Annotated in this window: 14 protein-coding genes and 1 tRNA gene; 2 read left to right on the top strand and 13 right to left on the bottom strand. The window is 34.0% G+C overall.

Annotated features, from left to right (window positions below):
- Positions 1–228: 228 nt before the first annotated feature.
- The 12 genes from C3E88_RS06005 to C3E88_RS05950 form a co-directional block, all read right to left on the bottom strand.
- Complete coding sequence (locus C3E88_RS06005; RefSeq protein WP_236909263.1) at positions 229–1,041, bottom strand: RnfABCDGE type electron transport complex subunit B; 813 nt, start codon at positions 1,039–1,041, stop codon at positions 229–231.
- An 11-nt stretch (positions 1,042–1,052) separates the two neighbouring features.
- Positions 1,053–1,625, bottom strand: a complete 573-nt coding sequence (gene rsxA / locus C3E88_RS06000; protein WP_236909262.1) for an electron transport complex subunit RsxA — start codon at positions 1,623–1,625, stop codon at positions 1,053–1,055.
- A 14-nt stretch (positions 1,626–1,639) separates the two neighbouring features.
- The gene (gene rsxE / locus C3E88_RS05995; protein ID WP_236909261.1) at positions 1,640–2,248 is read right to left on the bottom strand and encodes an electron transport complex subunit RsxE; all 609 of its coding nucleotides are present in this window, start codon (positions 2,246–2,248) and stop codon (positions 1,640–1,642) included.
- 22 nt (positions 2,249–2,270) lie between these two features.
- On the bottom strand, positions 2,271–2,846 hold the full coding sequence (locus C3E88_RS05990) for an RnfABCDGE type electron transport complex subunit G (RefSeq protein WP_236909260.1): 576 nt from the start codon (positions 2,844–2,846) through the stop codon (positions 2,271–2,273).
- Positions 2,847–3,884, bottom strand: a complete 1,038-nt coding sequence (locus C3E88_RS05985) for an RnfABCDGE type electron transport complex subunit D (protein WP_236909259.1) — start codon at positions 3,882–3,884, stop codon at positions 2,847–2,849.
- A 15-nt stretch (positions 3,885–3,899) separates the two neighbouring features.
- Positions 3,900–5,228 carry an electron transport complex subunit RsxC gene (gene rsxC, locus C3E88_RS05980; protein WP_236909302.1) on the bottom strand — a complete coding sequence of 443 codons (1,329 nt, stop codon included), beginning with the start codon at positions 5,226–5,228 and terminating at the stop codon, positions 3,900–3,902.
- A gap of 349 nt (positions 5,229–5,577) precedes the next feature.
- Positions 5,578–6,627, bottom strand: a complete 1,050-nt coding sequence (locus C3E88_RS05975; protein ID WP_236909258.1) for a DNA polymerase IV — start codon at positions 6,625–6,627, stop codon at positions 5,578–5,580.
- A 115-nt stretch (positions 6,628–6,742) separates the two neighbouring features.
- Positions 6,743–7,861 carry an ATP-NAD kinase family protein gene (locus C3E88_RS05970; protein WP_236909257.1) on the bottom strand — a complete coding sequence of 373 codons (1,119 nt, stop codon included), beginning with the start codon at positions 7,859–7,861 and terminating at the stop codon, positions 6,743–6,745.
- Between the two features lie 202 nt (positions 7,862–8,063).
- A complete protein-coding gene (gene gcvPB / locus C3E88_RS05965) occupies positions 8,064–9,611 on the bottom strand; it encodes an aminomethyl-transferring glycine dehydrogenase subunit GcvPB (protein WP_236909256.1) in 1,548 nt (515 codons plus the stop codon).
- The gene (gene gcvPA / locus C3E88_RS05960) at positions 9,611–11,014 is read right to left on the bottom strand and encodes an aminomethyl-transferring glycine dehydrogenase subunit GcvPA (protein ID WP_236909255.1); all 1,404 of its coding nucleotides are present in this window, start codon (positions 11,012–11,014) and stop codon (positions 9,611–9,613) included. Before gcvPA ends, gcvPB begins: the two co-directional genes overlap by 1 nt.
- A 36-nt stretch (positions 11,015–11,050) precedes the next feature.
- On the bottom strand, positions 11,051–11,827 hold the full coding sequence (locus C3E88_RS05955) for an SDR family NAD(P)-dependent oxidoreductase (protein WP_236909254.1): 777 nt from the start codon (positions 11,825–11,827) through the stop codon (positions 11,051–11,053).
- A gap of 377 nt (positions 11,828–12,204) precedes the next feature.
- Complete coding sequence (locus tag C3E88_RS05950) at positions 12,205–13,986, bottom strand: sigma-54-dependent Fis family transcriptional regulator (protein WP_236909253.1); 1,782 nt, start codon at positions 13,984–13,986, stop codon at positions 12,205–12,207.
- Between the two features lie 597 nt (positions 13,987–14,583).
- On the opposite strand from C3E88_RS05950, the gene C3E88_RS05945 reads away from it, so the two are divergent.
- Together C3E88_RS05945 and C3E88_RS05940 are read left to right on the top strand one after the other, a co-directional pair.
- Positions 14,584–16,041, top strand: a complete 1,458-nt coding sequence (locus tag C3E88_RS05945; protein WP_236909252.1) for an MFS transporter — start codon at positions 14,584–14,586, stop codon at positions 16,039–16,041.
- A 52-nt stretch (positions 16,042–16,093) separates the two neighbouring features.
- Positions 16,094–17,377, top strand: a complete 1,284-nt coding sequence (locus tag C3E88_RS05940; protein WP_236909251.1) for an aromatic amino acid transport family protein — start codon at positions 16,094–16,096, stop codon at positions 17,375–17,377.
- Between the two features lie 155 nt (positions 17,378–17,532).
- On the opposite strand, the gene C3E88_RS05935 is transcribed toward C3E88_RS05940, so the two are convergent.
- Positions 17,533–17,618, bottom strand: a tRNA-Leu gene (locus C3E88_RS05935).
- Positions 17,619–17,682: the final 64 nt, after the last annotated feature.

The following is a 17,682-nucleotide window of genomic DNA, read 5'->3' as shown; positions in this document are numbered from 1 at the left end:
AATTTTAGGTATTAAATTTGTGTATATCATAACTAGTTTATCATTTATACTTTTCATTTACAAGTTAGAATTATATTCCAATAGGAGCATGAATTTGACCTACATATCTCACAAAACACAATGTTTTAAACTCAATAACATCATAAATAATTGTGAAGTCAACTTACTCTATATATTATAAATTAATTACATTAAAAATAAAAGAGCCTAAAAAATATAGGCTCTAAATTATTGATTTACCACCTTTTTTAGCTCTAAGCTAGACCAAATAGCCTTAGTAGGACATTTTTCTGCACAAATTCCACAGTTAATACATTTGTCGTAGTCAATTTTAGCTAAATTATTTTCAAATATAAAGGCTTCTTCAGGACAATTCTTAACACAAATTCTACAACCGATGCATCCAATGTTACATTTGCTTCTAACCATTTTTCCAGGTTCATTGCTTTTACATTTTACGATTACCTCTTGTTCATATGGCACCAATTCTATAATTCCTTTTGGACACACTCCGATACATTTTTTACAAGATGTACATTTATCTTTATCTATGACGGCAATTCCATCAATAATTCGTATTGCATCAAATTCACAAACATCTTTGCAAGTACCACAGCCTAAACAACCGTAGGAACAAGATTTACTTCCACCGGCCAGTATGTTCTGCGCCCTACAATCCATAATTCCATCATATACATATTTTTGTTTAGCTTTATCACAGTCCCCTTGGCAAAGAACTGTAGCTACATATCTAGTACTCTCTGCGGCATTTACCCCCATAATATCAGCTACTACTTCTGCTACTGGGGCACCACCAACACTACATGCGTCTATTGGTGCTTCTCCTGCAACAATAGCTGATGCTAGTCCATCACAACCTGGAAAACCACAACCACCACAGTTAGCACCTGGTAAAGCTTTTCTAACATCGTCTACTCTTGGATCCGTTTCTATAGAAAACGCCTTAGAAGCTAAGGATAAACTTACTCCAAATAATAGCCCTAATCCTCCTAATACGGTTATTGGATATATTATGCTCATCTTTCCACCTCCTACACAAGTCCATTAAATCCTAAAAAGGCAATGGACATAAGACCTGCTGTTATCAACGCAATAGGAAAACCCTGCAAAGCTTCTGGAACATCGATAAATTCTAGTTGCTCCCTTATTCCAGATATCAACACTAAGGCTATACCAAAGCCAATGGATGCCCCTATAGCGTTAAATATGGTTTCAACTAGGGTGTAACCTTCTTGTATGTTTAATATAGCTACTCCAAGAACCACGCAGTTGGTAGTAATCAAGGGAAGGTACACTCCCAATGCACTATATAAAGTTGGGCTGGTTTTTTTCATTACCATTTCAACAAACTGAACCAACGCTGCAATGACTAGAATAAATACTATGGTTTGAAGATATTCTAAACCAAATTTAACTAAAATAGCTTTTTGAATACCATAAGTTATTATAGATGATAAAGTAACTACAAAAGTTACTGCGATGCTCATCCCCGTTGCCGTTTCCGTTTTATTGGATACACCTAAAAAAGGACATATACCTAAAAAACGAGCTAATACGAAGTTGTTGACAAATATGGTACTAATCAATATTGTAAATACGTTCATTTCCTTCCCTCCCTTTAATTAGATTCCGTAGTAGCTTTTTTATTCCTTATACTATTAAAGATAGCTATCAATATTCCTAACAAAATAAAGGCTCCCGGGGGCATGATGAAGATCAATGCTGGTTCGAAGGAAGGACCAAATAGCTGTTTCCCAAATATACTTCCAGCACCAATAATTTCTCTTAAGCTACCTAGTATTAATAAAGCTAGGGCGTATCCAAGACCCATACCTAAACCGTCAACTACTGAAGCCAACACGCCATTTTTAGATGCAAAGGCCTCTGCTCTTGCTAATATGATACAGTTAACTACTATTAATGGAATAAATATACCTAGAGCATTGTATAGTTCTTGAGTATATGCCTTCATAAACATCTCAACAATAGTAACGAAAGTTGCTATAACCACTACAAAAGCTGGTATACGAATTTTATCTGGAATCACCTTTCTAAGAAGAGATATTACCAAATTTGAACCAACTAATACTCCGGTAACTGCCAATCCCATAGCTAAGCCATTAATAGCTGAAGACGTTACTGCTAAAACCGAACACATACCTATTAGTTGTACAAATATTGGATTTTCTTTTATCAATCCATTGTAAAACACTTTGGATAACTTCACTATCTACACCTCCATCGATTATCTAGTCAGCTAGTTTAGAATTATATATTTCACGAGCAGCATTCACTCCATCTAATACTGCATTGGTAGTCATAGTGGCGCTAGTTAAAGCTTGAACTTCATTGTCTCCCTCAGGTTTTTTAGCTGAAACCAACTCTTGGTCAACAGATTTATCCTTAAAGGAGTCGGAGAAATATGTCTTAGTAGCATTTTCGCCAAGGCCAGGAGTTTCCGAATGATTCAATATTTTAATTCCTGTAATCTTTCCTTCTACCGATATACCCGTCATAATCTCAATATCTCCACCATAGCCCTTTGCGATATTTTTAATGGTGTAACCTACCAAATCGCCACCATTATATGCTTCAAAGATTTCAAGGACATTGGGATTTTCATCCTTTATAGCTTTTGCTTTTCCTTCATCTAAAGGTTTAAAGTCATCTCCCTGAGGTAGTATTTCCACCTTTGCTTTCTCGTCTGCTATTCTATCAGCTTCTGCTATTCTTGGTGCAGTAATATTGTTTGAAACTGCTAAAACTGAAGCTGAAACAGCCGTTATAATAAATAATATTAAACCTAATTTCAATGTTTCGCTCATTTACTTCACCTCCCCAAATACTTTAGGGCTTGTAAACTTTTCAATTATTGGAGTTGCTACATTCATAAGAAGTATTGAATAAGATACTCCTTCTGGATATCCACCCTTTACACGGATAATGGCAGTAAGTATTCCTGCACCAATTGCAAATATAACCCTCCCCATAGGAGTTACTGGCGATGAAGCATAATCTGTAGCCATATAGAAAGCTCCAAGAATTAATCCACCACCTAACATATGATAAGGTAGAAACTCTGTTTCAACTCCTAACAATACTAACATTATAAAGGTTGTCCCAATATAAAACACTGGTATCTTCCAGTCAATGACTTGCCTTATTATTAAGTATGCAGCCCCTATCAATAGCAATAGTGCAGAGGTTTCTCCTATGGCACCAGGAATATTCCCGATGAACATATCCATTAGTGTAGGCAGTTCTGCACCTGCCGCTTGAGAAGCAGAAGTTGCAGCTTCCACAGTTGCAGAAGCAGCTCCATCAGCTGCCATACCATACTTCATTATAGCTAAAGGCGTAGCCGATGCTACTACATCTGGTCTTGTCCCTGTGAAGGTTGACATATGGGCAGGCCAAGATGTCAGAAGCATTGCCCTAGCTGCTAGAGCTGGGTTCATGAAGTTTGAGCCTAAGCCCCCGAAAAATTGCTTTACTATGATAATCGCAAATGCTGAGCCTATTACTGGCAACCACCAAGGTGCGCTTGCAGGCAAATTGAATGCAATTAATATCCCCGTTATAACTGCTGATAAATCCTTTATTGTTACCTTCTTTTTAAAGGCTTTTTGAATAATTCCCTCAAATAAAACCGATGATGCAACGGAGATTAAGATTAACTTCAATGCATCTATTCCAAAGAAGTATACACTGCCTATCATGGCAGGAACAAGTGCAATTATTACATCTAACATAATCCTCTGTACAGATTCATTAGATCTTATATGAGGAGATGAAGAAACTAATAACTTGTTTTCTAAAGCTACCTCCTCAGCTTTAGATGTATTTATTACTTTACTATCCATTTCTTATCCTCCTATCTAGTTAGCTTTTTTTCTTTTTGCAACTATTTCTCGTTTTGCTACCCGAATAGACTCAACTAATGGTCTTTTTGCTGGACATATATATGAACATGATCCACATTCAACACAATCTAGAGCATGGAATTCCTCTGCTTTATCAAATCTTCCTTTTAATGAATAATTGCTCAAATACAATGGCTGTAAATTTACTGGACATACCTCAATACATTTTCCACATTTTATGCAAGGAGACATCTCTACAGGTTTTGCTTCTTCCTCCGTCAATATCAATATACTCCCAGATCCTTTTATAACTGGTACATCTATTGAAAATTGACTTATTCCCATCATAGGTCCTCCCATGATTATCTTCCCTGGAGCTCCTTCATTAAATCCACCACATTGTTCTATTACATCCTTAAAACTAGTTCCTATTTTTACAATTAGATTCTTAGGCTCCTTAATCCCATTTCCCGTAACGGTTACTGCCCTTTCATATAAAGGTTTTCCTGCCTCTAATGCTTCTGCAATGGCCTTAGTAGTTGATATATTGCAAACTACAGCCCCTACATCCATGGGAAGTCCACCAGAAGGTACCTGACGATTTAGAGTAGCATCTATTAACCTTTTTTCATCTCCTTGAGGATACTTAACTTTCAAAGAGGTTACATTAATGCTTCCTTGTTCTTTGCTAGCAGCTTTTAAAGCTTCTATTGCATCAGGTTTATTCTCTTCTATAGCAATAATGCCTCTTTCTACTTCCATAGCTTTCATAATTGCTTTTAATCCAAATACTACCTTTTCAGGTTCCTCCACCATAATTCTATGATCTGCAGTTATATAGGGTTCACACTCAGCACCATTTATTATAATGGTATCGATCTTCTTTCCTGACGGCGGTGATAATTTCACATGAGTTGGGAAACCTGCTCCACCCATACCCGTTATACCTGCTTCTCTTATTATGTCAATAACTTGCCTAGAAGACAATTCCTCCAAACTATTTGGAGCTTTTACCGATTCATGTAATTCATTTTTTCCATCTGACTCTACAACAACACAATTTACTGTAAGACCGGTAGGTATAGCCATAGGCGTAATACTTTTTACAATACCAGATACAGATGAATGAACTGGTGCTGAAACAAAAGCATTTGATTGGCCAATTTTTTGGCCTACTTTTACTTCATCTCCTACTTTTACTAGCGCTTCACATGGAGCACCAGTATGTTGATGTAATGGAATAGTTACAACGGTAGGATCTTTGGCTCTTTCTAATGGCAACTTTTCTGTAAGTTCCTTATGGCCTGGCACGCTAACCCCACCTTTAAAAGTAAAACTTTTCAAGTTCATCCTTTCCACCTCGTTTTCTCTATTCTTTAGTTAATAATAAATAAAGGCATTTTTGCCCTCAAAATCCTATACTTTATAATACCTCCCTACATTATAAACAAGCCCAAAGGGGCTTATATTACGTATTCTTATTGTTTATTATAACATTCTTTTGGGTATATGTATACCCCATAGACGTATTGAGATTTTTTTAACGATATCATTATCCAAGGTCAATTGTTGGATAGAAATAGCCTATACACTAATTTACATAAGGAAATATTCTGGTCATATTTTATTATATTTTTGTATTATCTGGTAATTTACACGCTAGATTGTTAAATATCAAACGCTATAAGCTTTTTCAAATATTCATGCTCAATTGTATTGGGTCTTCAGGGTATATTAAATTTGAAAGAGTAAGCCCTATAAGCCTAACTTTATTGTTTATATTAAATTTATTCAACAGTATATACTTGGCCGTTGCAAATATTATATCTTCATCTCTCGTGGGAATATTTAATGTCATACTTCTCGTTTCTATGGAAAAATCGCTATATTTAATTTTTACGCAAATGGTCCTAGCTAAATATCCCTTTTTCATAAGTTCATTAGATAAATTAGCAGAGTAATCCTTTAAAGTATAAATCAATACATCTAGATCATGAACATCCTCTAAAAATGTTTCCTCTTCTCCTATAGATTTGCTTAAACTATGGGGTTCCACTGGTCTATCATCTATCCCATAGGAAAATTCATACAACTCTTTCCCTCGTTTTCCAAATAGGGATATTAGTACATCTACATCATAATTCTGTACATCCCCTATATAATATACCCCTAGTTTATTTAACTCTCTCTCCATTTTAGGCCCTACTCCCCAAAGTTTAGTAACGGGTAATGGACTTAAAAATGATAATATTTTGTCTTTCTCTATAATATACAAACCATCAGGCTTATTTACTTCTGAAGCTAGTTTTGCTAAAAATTTATTTATGGATATACCTACAGAAGCTGTTAACCTAAATTCATCTCTAATATCTTTCTTTATATCTTTAGCAACCTTTAAGCTATCCTTGCCAGTTACATCTAAAAAAGCCTCATCTATAGAAATAGGTTCATAAATATTCGAATATCTTTTAAATATACTGTGGATTCCCTTGGAGACTTCTTCGTATTTTCTCATGTTTACTGGTAAATATATACCATCTGGACATAGTTTCCTTGCAGTCTTTATAGGCATAGCTGAATGAATTCCATATCTTCTTGCCTCGTAAGATGCAGTAGATACTACTCCCCTGGTACTTGTTCCACCAATTATTACCGGTTTACCAATTAGGTTAGGATTATCCCTTTGCTCTACCTGGGCATAAAAAGCATCCATATCCACATGGATAATATGTCTATCCTTCATTTGTATCATCCTTACCAAAGTTTGTTAAGTATATTTTACCATAAACTTAAAAAACTCAAAATAATCATATACATAACGTATATGATTATTGGCAGGAAATTGATTCAAATTTATACTAATGACTTACTTTATACGCTATTTTTTTATTTTGGCCGGTTACAACTTTTACATATCCTGATAACATTCTATTGACTTCATTATTCCCTGTATCTACTAGCAAAGGTTTCCCATTTAACTGTAATAATTTATTTTCATATGCAATAACAATAATGTTTTCTTTTCCAACTTTTCTGATAACCTTATGGCTTAATTGTTGGTTTCCTCTCCCAAATATATATCCTTGTCCACCAATGACAGTAACAACAATTTTTGATCTCCTATTTTCTATTAACTCTAACAACTGTGTTTCATTTACATCTAGTGCCACTATTTTCTTGTTACAAACAACATCTACTCCCAACAATGTATATTTTAAGCCAAGAACTTGCATAATTGCTCTAGTTGTTGTTCCAGGTCCAATTAAGTAATAAACGTCTTTTTCCATACTATTAATTACTTCAGAAGCAATAGATCCCATGGAAACATTTTCTCCTTTGGCACTTCCCGCCTTGGCACTTTGGACAAGATTTCTTTCATATGGAACTTGCATATAACCATAAAGGCGGGCTGAAACGCGATCTTGTCTAAACGCCTCCTCATCAATGTCCATGACCTCAGCTTCTCTTATTTCTATCTTTGGACTTTCAGTAAGGTACTCTAAAACCACATGTCCCGCATTTCTAGGGGTAGTTGCAAATACCCCAGAATGAATTTTTACTCCAGTGGGGATCCCTAATACCGGAATCTGATTGCCTACTGCATTATATACATTTCGAGCAGTTCCATCACCACCCGCAAACAAAATCATATCTACACCTAAGTCAAGCATTTGCTTTGCGGCTTTCTCAGTATCTTGTGGGGTTGTTTTATCTTTTGTAATTTGTCCTATTACTCTTGTTGTAAATCCAAATTTATTAGCCTGATTTTCTCCCATATCATAGGGATACGTAATTATTTCAATTTCATCTTTAATTGATGTTAACCTTTCTAATGAGTGACAGGCTTTTTCTGATGCTTCAGGTACAGCTCCTAATTCAATAGCTCTTTTTAATGTATCTATACCGTCACTCCCTTTTAAACCTACTTTTCCACCCATTCCAGCTATTGGATTTATTATTAAACCTAGTCTTTTCATTATTATCAACCCCTTTTTAAATATTTTTGAGATAATCCTAATATTATACCTTATTCATAAGATTTTTATCTTTCTTTCCTAACCCAAACTCAATATGTCAAACTACAATAATAATACTCTATAATTAGATGATACCTGAAAGACATTTTTCAGGTATCACCTATGACTTTAAGGTTAGCACAAAAATTATAGTCTATATTTATTATTTGTTATATTTCCTTTTGTAAGCCCTCCAAGTAGGAGCCCATCTATCTGGATCTTCTAGTATAGATAGATCCGTCATCTTCCTAACAACTTGATTATAAGGAGCATTTAATACAAATTCTGGATCTTCATAAGCTTCTCCAACTACTTGGGCCATTGCAGCTGCCCAGTATTCAATATCTTCTTTTGAATAGGTTTCACAAGGCTCTGGAGTAAATGGTTCAGGAACTATCCATGGATGATGACTCATCCAATAACCTTGAACTCCATAGTCACTTAATCTATATCTAATGGCTTCTGTCCCCACGCCCGTATCTTCTTTTAGTTTTCCTAAGCTATATCTTGCTTGTTCAAGTCTTCTTTTTCCTTCAGCGTATGGTCTACTTACCCCTTCAATTTCTAATAATAATTTATCTAAATAGTTATTGTTAAGAACAGAAATATCAGAAACCATTCTAAGCCCATCTGCTCCAAGGCTCATGATCCATGCATATGCTCTTAACACGCATTGAACATTTCCATAGAAACTTCTAACTCTACCAATACTATCTTTCCTGTCATAATCAAGATAATATTTTTCACCATCAAATTCAATTGTTGGTACAGGTAAATATTTAGCTAGCTCTTCTCTAACACCATAGGCTCCTGATGCGGGGCCTTCACATCCATGAGGAGATGAGAAAGTTTTATGAAGGTTAAAGTGGCATCCATCAAATCCTGCATCAAAGGCTCTAGCAACTCCCAAAATTCCATTGGCATTTGCTTGGTCATAAAAACATAACCCACCAGCATCATGGACAACTTTTACATATTCAGCTACTCTCGGATTAAATATCCCTGTATCCTCTGGATTAGTGAACATTATTCCAGCAGTTCGTTCTGATACAATGGATTTAAGTGCCTCTAAATCAGGATATCCATTTTCATCAGGCATTAATGTAATTACTTTAAAACCTGCTGTAGCTGGAGTAGCTGCATCACATGGATGAGAGAAAATAGTTGTTATTACTTCATCTCTTTGATTAAGCTCTCCACGAGATTCGTGATATTTTCTCATTAAACAAGCATTTGTATATGTTGCATGAGCTCCACCGCCAGGCTGGAAGGTGAATTTTGACATTCCTGATATTTCCTTTAGGAATTGTTCTAATTTATATACAACTTCAAATATCCCCTGTAAATGTTCTTCAGGTTGTAACGGATGAATATCAGCTATTCTTTTTACCATTTGCTCATGCATTTTAGGACTGTACTTCATTGTACAAGTTCCTTCTCCTATATCTATACCTAGATCCATTCCCATAGTTTGTTGAGATAATCGTAAGTAGTGCTGTAAAACATGATATTGAGAAATTTCAGGCAAATCTAAACTGGTTTTTCTAAGCATATTCTTTGGGAGTAATTGTTCAGCAGTTCCCACTTTGTTCTTTATTTCTATATCTGTTTGAGGTGGAATAATCCCTCGTTCTCCCTTATTTCCTCTTTCAAAAATTAATGGTTCATCCCATGCAGCAGAGTGATATCTTTTTAATTTTACGTTTTTCATTATTTCAGTACCTCCTTCAGGGCATCTACAAGCTTATAAACATCTTGCTTTGTATGCACTTCAGTAATACAATATAAAGCACTGTTTCCTAGCTCAGGAAAATCTTCAGTTAGATCTTTACCTCCAAAAATTCCGTTATCTTCTAACGCTTTGTTTATCTCTGCTACTGTTTTTCCTGTACCATCAAAATTCACAACAAATTCCTTAAATGTTGTATTAAAAAGTACTTTTACACCTTCTATTTCATTGATTAGCTTTCTAGCGAAATTTGCATTTTGAATGATTGTTTCTCCAGTTTCTTTCATTCCTTGAGGGCCCATTAATGCAAGATATACCCCTGCACCTATAGTCCACAATCCTGATGCAGTTCCAACCCAATCCTTGGCTTTATCTCTTGCAGCATAAGAGGTTCTTTCCGACCGAATTTCTGTAAATGCATATTGACCTTCTTCTTCAGTCTCTACCATACTATAGATTAGCAATGGACATTCTGAAATGTATACATCATCATCTCTAAATGCTATAAAACCAGCTTGTCCACCACCACAATTCATATGAATACCTAAAGGCTGGATTTCTCCGCAAGCCATATCTGCTCCGTAATCTGCTGGAGGAGCCATTATTCCTAAGGAAATTGGATCAACTCCAACTATAGATAAAACTCCGTGATCTTTTACAATTTTACATATTTCTTCCCCTTGTTCTTCTATAAATCCAAGATAAGAAGGATTTTCAAAATATATTGCTGCTGTTTTATCTGAAATATTATTCCTTAAATCCTGTAAATCTAATAATCCACTTTCCTTATCAAATTCTATTAGTTTAATCTTTATAGAGTTTTCCATATTTTCAGGCTGGCACAATGTTTTAATCTCTAATAATCTATCAGGACAAATAGACTTTGGAATTAAAACTTCGTTTCGACCTGTTATTCTTGATGCCATACGAATAGCAAGTCCTGCTGCATTTCCCCAACTGTAAGTGGATTCTGATACAACATCAAAATTTAACAGTTCTCCTAAAAGACTGTGGGCTTCAAACCTAGCTTGCCATTTACCTAAGTCACAATATTCAGCTCCACTATATGCAGTTAAAAACTCAGCACGTCCAAGTATTTCATCTACTACTGCAGGTACATAGTGTTGCCAACATCCTGAACCAAGAAAGTTTAGATAATCATTGCAAGTAGTGTTTTTATCTAGTATTTCATCTAAATGCCTTTTTAGTTCATATTCTGATGGAATTGCTTCTGGTAAATTCAATTTCCCTTTAAACCTTAATTGATCTGGAATTTCACAATAAAGTTCTTCTAGGTCTTCTACGCCTACTTCTTTCATCATTTCATTCTTGATTTCAGGGACTGAATTTGGAATGTAAGGATGAACAAATGTTGTTTTATCCATTGAATATCTCCTCCCTTTTTTCTTAAAAGCAAGTTATTAATATCCTGCTGTTAAACCCCAGTCTATAGATAATGTATGTGATGTAATTGGTTCAACTTTTGGAGAAGCTAAAAAGTATACACATTCAGCAACTTCTTCAGGTTTAATGAAACGAGCATGTTTTCCTGCAGGGTATTTTTTTAATAAATCTTTATAATAACCGTCTTCATCTCCTCCACCATAATCTCTTGCTTGACCTGCTAGCATTGGAGTTTCTATATCTGCTGGTGCTACTGCATTTACTCGAATTTGTCTTGGAGCTAATTCTAATCCTAATGATTTTGTAAGCAATGTTACGCCACCTTTTGAAGCATTATAAATTGCATCTCCTGGATTTCCACCAACTCCTGCATCAGAGGAAACATTTACAATACAACCTTTTGTTTTTTCTAATTCTGGTATAGCACGGCTACACATAAAGAAAGTTCCTTTTAGGTTTACATCAACTGTTCTATCCCACATTTCTTCTGTCATTTCGTCAGTATTTCCTTCAACCCATACACCTGCACTGTTAACTACTACGTCAATTCTTCCCGCGTCTTTTGCAACTGTATCAATTAAATTTTCAATATCAGAAACCTTTGAAACGTCTGTCACAACATATTTTACAGTTCCCATTTTGCTTAATTCTTCTGTTGCAGCTTTTAGATTTTTTTCACTGATATCTGACAAATAAACAATTGCATCATTTTCTAAAAACTTTTTAGCTGTAGCTATTCCTACTCCACCTGATCCACCTGTTATAATAACTACTTTACCTTTCATTTCTCCCATTTTTATCTCTCCTTCTTTCTTTATTTTTTTAATTTTGAACTCACAATATTATCGTTGCAACATTTATGCCAGAATAAAATCAAATGAGCATATCCTACTCATGAATTTTCATATAATAATAGCTAAAACACTACCAAACACTGTAATTATGCCTTGTTAAATCTATTGCAAATAAAAAAGCAATATGCATAAAATTTTACACATACTGCTTTCATAAAGAAAATATAAACATATTACCAATTACTTTTTTTAAAAATAGTAAATTAATATTTACTATTATTTTTGTTAATGCAAAGAACATGGTAGCGTTTACCTATTTGTTGAGTATTTATCAGAAATGATAAACAATTTATCATTTCTGATAAAAAATAATTTTATTATAATTCTATATTTAGTTCCCGAATCTTTCTGTATAGAGTTGATACGCTAATTCCCAGTAAATCTGCAGCTTTTATTTTCCCTTCTACACTGCAACCAGTTTTCTCTAAACAATCTACAATAATTTTTTTCTCTAATTGTCTACACTGTATCTCAAGAGGCAATACACCTGTTTGTTTTTTTTGTACATGCTTCAGCTTCGGGGGCAAACTATTCACTGTAATTTTATTTTCCTCTTCCATATTAACTGTATATTCTATTGCATTTTCAAGTTCCCTGACATTTCCAGGCCAGCTATAGTTCAATAACAATTCCATAGCATTATCATCAAATCCATCAATTTCCTTATTTAATAAATTGTTATATTTGTTTAATGAATGTTCAAGTAAAATTCTAACATCTTCTTTACGCTCTCGAAGAGGTGGTATGTTAATAGGAATTACATTTAATCTAAAATACAGATCCTCACGAAATTCGCCATTCACCACCATTTGTTCAAGATCAAGATTTGTAGCAGCAATAACTCTTATATCAACTGAAATTTCTCTTGTTCCACCTATTCTTTCAAACTTATGTTGCTGTAAGACATTTAATAATTTTACTTGAAGATGGAGAGGCATATCTCCAATTTCATCTAAGAATATGGTTCCTTTATCAGCTAATTCAAATTTTCCTGGCTTCCCGTTTTTCTTTGCTCCTGTGAAGGCACCTGGCTCATATCCAAAAAGTTCACTCTCAATTAAATTATCTGGAATAGCTCCACAATTTACAGTAACAAAAGGAGCTTCTTTTCGAGAACTAGCAAAATGGATGGATTTGGCCAAAAGTGTTTTACCAGTACCACTTTCTCCTGTAATAAGTACTGTAGAATTTCCATTTGCAATTTTTTGTACCCTATCTTTTAAATTATGTATTTGTGCACTCTCTCCCAAGAATTCATCTATAGAAGAACTAGGGTTTTTTTCGGTCATGTCATAGAGCATCTTCTTTATTTCTTTAATATCTCTAAATGAAATAACAGCACCATTACATTTGTTTTTTCTAACACATCCATTTTTTTCCTTACGAATATGAATAGGGGATACAGTGGAAATAAAATGCAGTTGTTTCCCATCAGAAGCAGTGAAAATTTCTTCTTTGTCAGTATATCCTACTCCTGTGCGAATAACATCCATTACAGAGCTGTCCGGCCAAAACTCCTTTAAATGGTTTCCAACTAATTCTTCTTTAGATTTGCCAATTAGTTTTTCAGCCCTAATATTACAAGATATGATTATTCCATTATTATCTACTGAAAGGATACCGTCATGAATAGATTCTAATATAGTCTCCATGGCATTTGATATTTGTACTTCTGCAACTCTACTAGCAAGAAGAAAAGCCATTTTTCTAGTAAAATTCAATAAGCTATCTTGCTTGTTTATTAACATGTTTTTCTGTTCTTGAGTAAATGCAACAAGCCCAATTAAACCGATTATTTGGTTTTCCATCCTAATTGGACAGCATACTTCTGCTAATTCATTTTCTCTACCCAAATAAATAGGGTTGTTAATTGCATCCTCAATAATATATTCTTTTCCTGTACGCAAAACCAATCCATATATTTCACCTGAATTTATATCACCCTCCTCTTCTATTTTACCAATCTTTTCATAATATCTTCCGGTACCTGCTACAATATTTAACCTATTATCAACAATTTCTGTTTCTATCTCTATAGCTGCTGATATAGCTTCTGCAATTGCTTGAGCAGTATTTTGAATTGTCAATAGCTTAGTCATTTAGAACCCCTCCTTGATATATTCAAAATGTTAAATCCCAGCAACATTCACTTCTATGGAAAGCATTATAAAAATAAAGTAGCTTGAATTGCTTCAATATAAGTATTAATATTTGATTATAGTATAATAATTCTCTATAATTCGACATTTACTATTAATTTTTTTTATTTAATATTACTATATTACAATTCTAATAATTGTTCAACTGTTCGATATGCTTTTGTTATTAATATTATTCATTCTATTAATAGAACTTACAATAAATTGTTTAATCTTTTTTATTTATATCACTAAAAATAACTCGAATTGTTATATATTACTTAATTATTGTATTTGTCAAATATGATAAATCTATTGCCATAATTGATAAATGTTATATGAACCCTCCAATTCTACTATTTCAATAATATTTTGATAAAGTTTAATAATCAAACACTTGTTAATTTTGATAAATAATACAAAATTAAATAAAGCTAATTCCTTTATGACAATGTATTATCAATGCTATTTGACCCTTGGTACAACTATTGCATTATAAATAAACTAACACTACTAAATATTATTCTTAGTGTATACAAAAACAAAGGGGGAAAAAACATGATAGATTCAGTGAATTCAAATGCTTCATCTAATGACCAAGATTCATTGTATAGGAAGTTGTCTTTTGGTACCAAGATAGGTTATTCATTTGGTGGTACTGCCGATGCAATTGCTTACGATTTTGTTGCAGGATTCTTATTGTTTTTCTTAACAGATGTTGCAGGAATTAGTCCTAAATATGCAGGTACTGTAGTTCTTCTTGCAGTATTGTGGGATGCAGTAACAGATCCAATTATTGGTAGCTGGTCAGACAATACTAAATGCAAATATGGAAAACGAAGACCTTTTATATTGGGTTCTGCATTTCCATTGGGTATTACAATGATGTTGCTTTTTACTGTTGTAAATTTCGAGGGAGTAGGAAAAAATGTTTATTATACTCTTTTAGCTATGGCATTTTGGACTGCATATACTGCTTATAACATTCCATTTTTTTCTCTAGGTGGCTGCTTAACTTTAGATAACAATGAACGTACAGAACTACGTGGTATTGCCCAATTTTTTAATTTTATCGGAGTTTTTTGTGCAAGTGCATTGCCTACATTTTTAATAGGTAAATTCAACGCCCAAGGATTAAGTGATGCACAATCTTGGAAATATGCAGTTGTTATTATCGCTAGCATTGCTATTGTTTGTGCACTAATATGTTGGAGAACCACAAGAGGTAAGGAAATCATCATTGAAGAAGATCCAAAAGAAAAAGATAAGAAACAATCCGTTATCCAAGATGTAAAAGAGATTATGCAAATAAAGCCTTATTTATTTATTCTATTAGCTGATTTAGTTTTCTATATGTGCTATACAGTTTGGACAACCTCCACTATGTACTATGTCCAATATCACCTTGGCATGGGAGAAACTGAAGCTTCCTTAGTATATGCAGGCGTTGGTATATCCGGTATGATCATAGCTCTTGCATTAGCTAAAATCGCAGTGAAGTTTGATAAGCGAAGTGTGTTTATCGGATGTCTTTCTATTGCAGGAGTTGTTATGATAGCTGCTAAGTTCATAAATATTACTACATTAAGAGGAACAGTTATTTATGCTTGTTTAGGAAATATAGGAGCAGCAGGATATTGGACTTTAATTTATACACTATTGTATGACGTAACAGACGTAGATGAATTTAAATATGGAAAAAGAAGAGAAGGAATGCTAATGGCATACTTTTCATTCTTTGGAAAATTAGGTGGAGCCCTAGTAGGACAATTCATAGGACTTGTACTTCATTTTGCAAATTACGATCCAGCATTAGGTTTAAATCAAACTCAACAGGCGTTGGATGCAATCGATTCCTTGTTTACACTGTACCCAGGAATACTAGCACTAATATGTGCTTTAAGCATTGTTGCTTATCCAATTACCAGTAAACGTTATGAGGCATTAATTAAGAACTTAGAATTAAAAAGAGCAGGAAAACCTTATACCACAGAAGGATTTGAAGAACTTTTATAAATGATAATTAAACAGATAAAGATACTAATTTTATTATAAAGGAGTGAATAGTTTGGACATACAAAATAAATATAACGCAAAGAATACTACAACTGTACCAACTACCAATAAGGAAATGTCTTCAGAAACGCATGAAGGTGCCTTAAGAGCAGAACCTCTTACATTTTGGGAAGGAGTATCCATTATTGTAGGATGCAATCTTGGAGCTGGGATATTAAGTTTAGCCTATGCATCTCGTAAGGCTGGATGGCCTGTTTTAGTAACTTGTCTAGTAGTTGCAGGCATTTGTACTACTATATCTATGTTATATTTGGCTGAAGTAACATTTAGGACTAAAAAGCCACTACAATTAAGTGGATTAGCTGAAAAGTATTTAGGAAAACTTGGATCATGGGCAATTTTTATTGCAGTTACTATAAATGCATTGGGATGCCTTATTGCTTATACCACAGGTAGTGGAGAAATTTTATGTGACCTTTTTGGGATACCACCTTTATTAGGTAGTCTACTGTTTTTTATTCCTGCAGTTGGGGTCATTTGGGTAGGTTTAAAATGTATCGGAACTGCAGAAAAATATATCTTAGCAGGAATGTTTGTTTTGTTGGGATTATTAATAGTTGCAACTTTCATAGGTCCTGGCATTAATATAGAATATATTACTTTCTATAATATATATTACTCAATACCGGTATTTAGTATGACAATATTTTGCTATGTATCACAATATTGTGTTCCTGAACTTGCAAGGGGCTTTGTAGCATCAGGAAATGCTAAAAAATTACCTGCTGCTATAACAACTGGTATGGTTACAACTGGTTTAATTTTAGCTATAGTACCTGCAGTAGCATTAGGACTTAGTGGACCAGATAATATTTCTGAAATTGCCACTATTTCTTGGGGAAAAGCATTAGGTCAATGGGCAGCTTTTGTTGCTAATGGATTTGCACTATGTTCAATGTTAACTTCTTTTTGGGCTATTGGTGGAACTTATTTTACCAATATAATAGACAAGCTTAAATTTCCTTCAGAATCAGACCCAAAATATAGGACTATTGCAATATTAATTATGGCCGTTCCACCTTTTCTACTAGCATATAGTAAATTTGGAAGTTTCGTAAATGCTCTTTATTTTGCAGGAGCTTATGCTGGAGCGATAATGTCTATATTGCCTGTTTTAATGTTGAAAAAAGCAAGAAAACTTGGCGATAAGGAACCTGAATGGACTAGTGGAGCCTTAGCACATCCTATTATACAATCAATAATAATCATATTATACTGTGGAGGAGCTGTATATGCAACTCTATCCTTAATGAATATATTGCCTCAGGGCTGGTAAAATTTTTAATAACAAAAGAACCTTCTATAGTTTCTTTGTCTTATATACAAAGAAATATATGGAGGTTCTTTTTGTATAAAGTATTATTCACTAGGGCTATAAGATTAAAAAATCATATACGAATCGTATATGATTTTTTAATTTCTATTATTTTGTGGTGCAGGACACGAGACTCGAACTCGTATGGTCCTTGACCGCTACCCCCTCAAGATAGTGCGTCTGCCAATTCCGCCAGTCCTGCTAGGACATATTACTATTCCACCACTGTTACAATTTTATATTGTACATATATATATTATAATACA

It is taken from the genome of Clostridium sp. Cult3 (assembly GCF_021655115.1).
In the GTDB taxonomy this organism is placed as follows: Bacteria; Bacillota; Clostridia; order Tissierellales; family Tepidimicrobiaceae; genus PPXY01.
The sequence above is the reverse complement of the archived record's forward strand: the minus strand, read 5'-3'. Positions and strand labels throughout refer to the sequence as shown.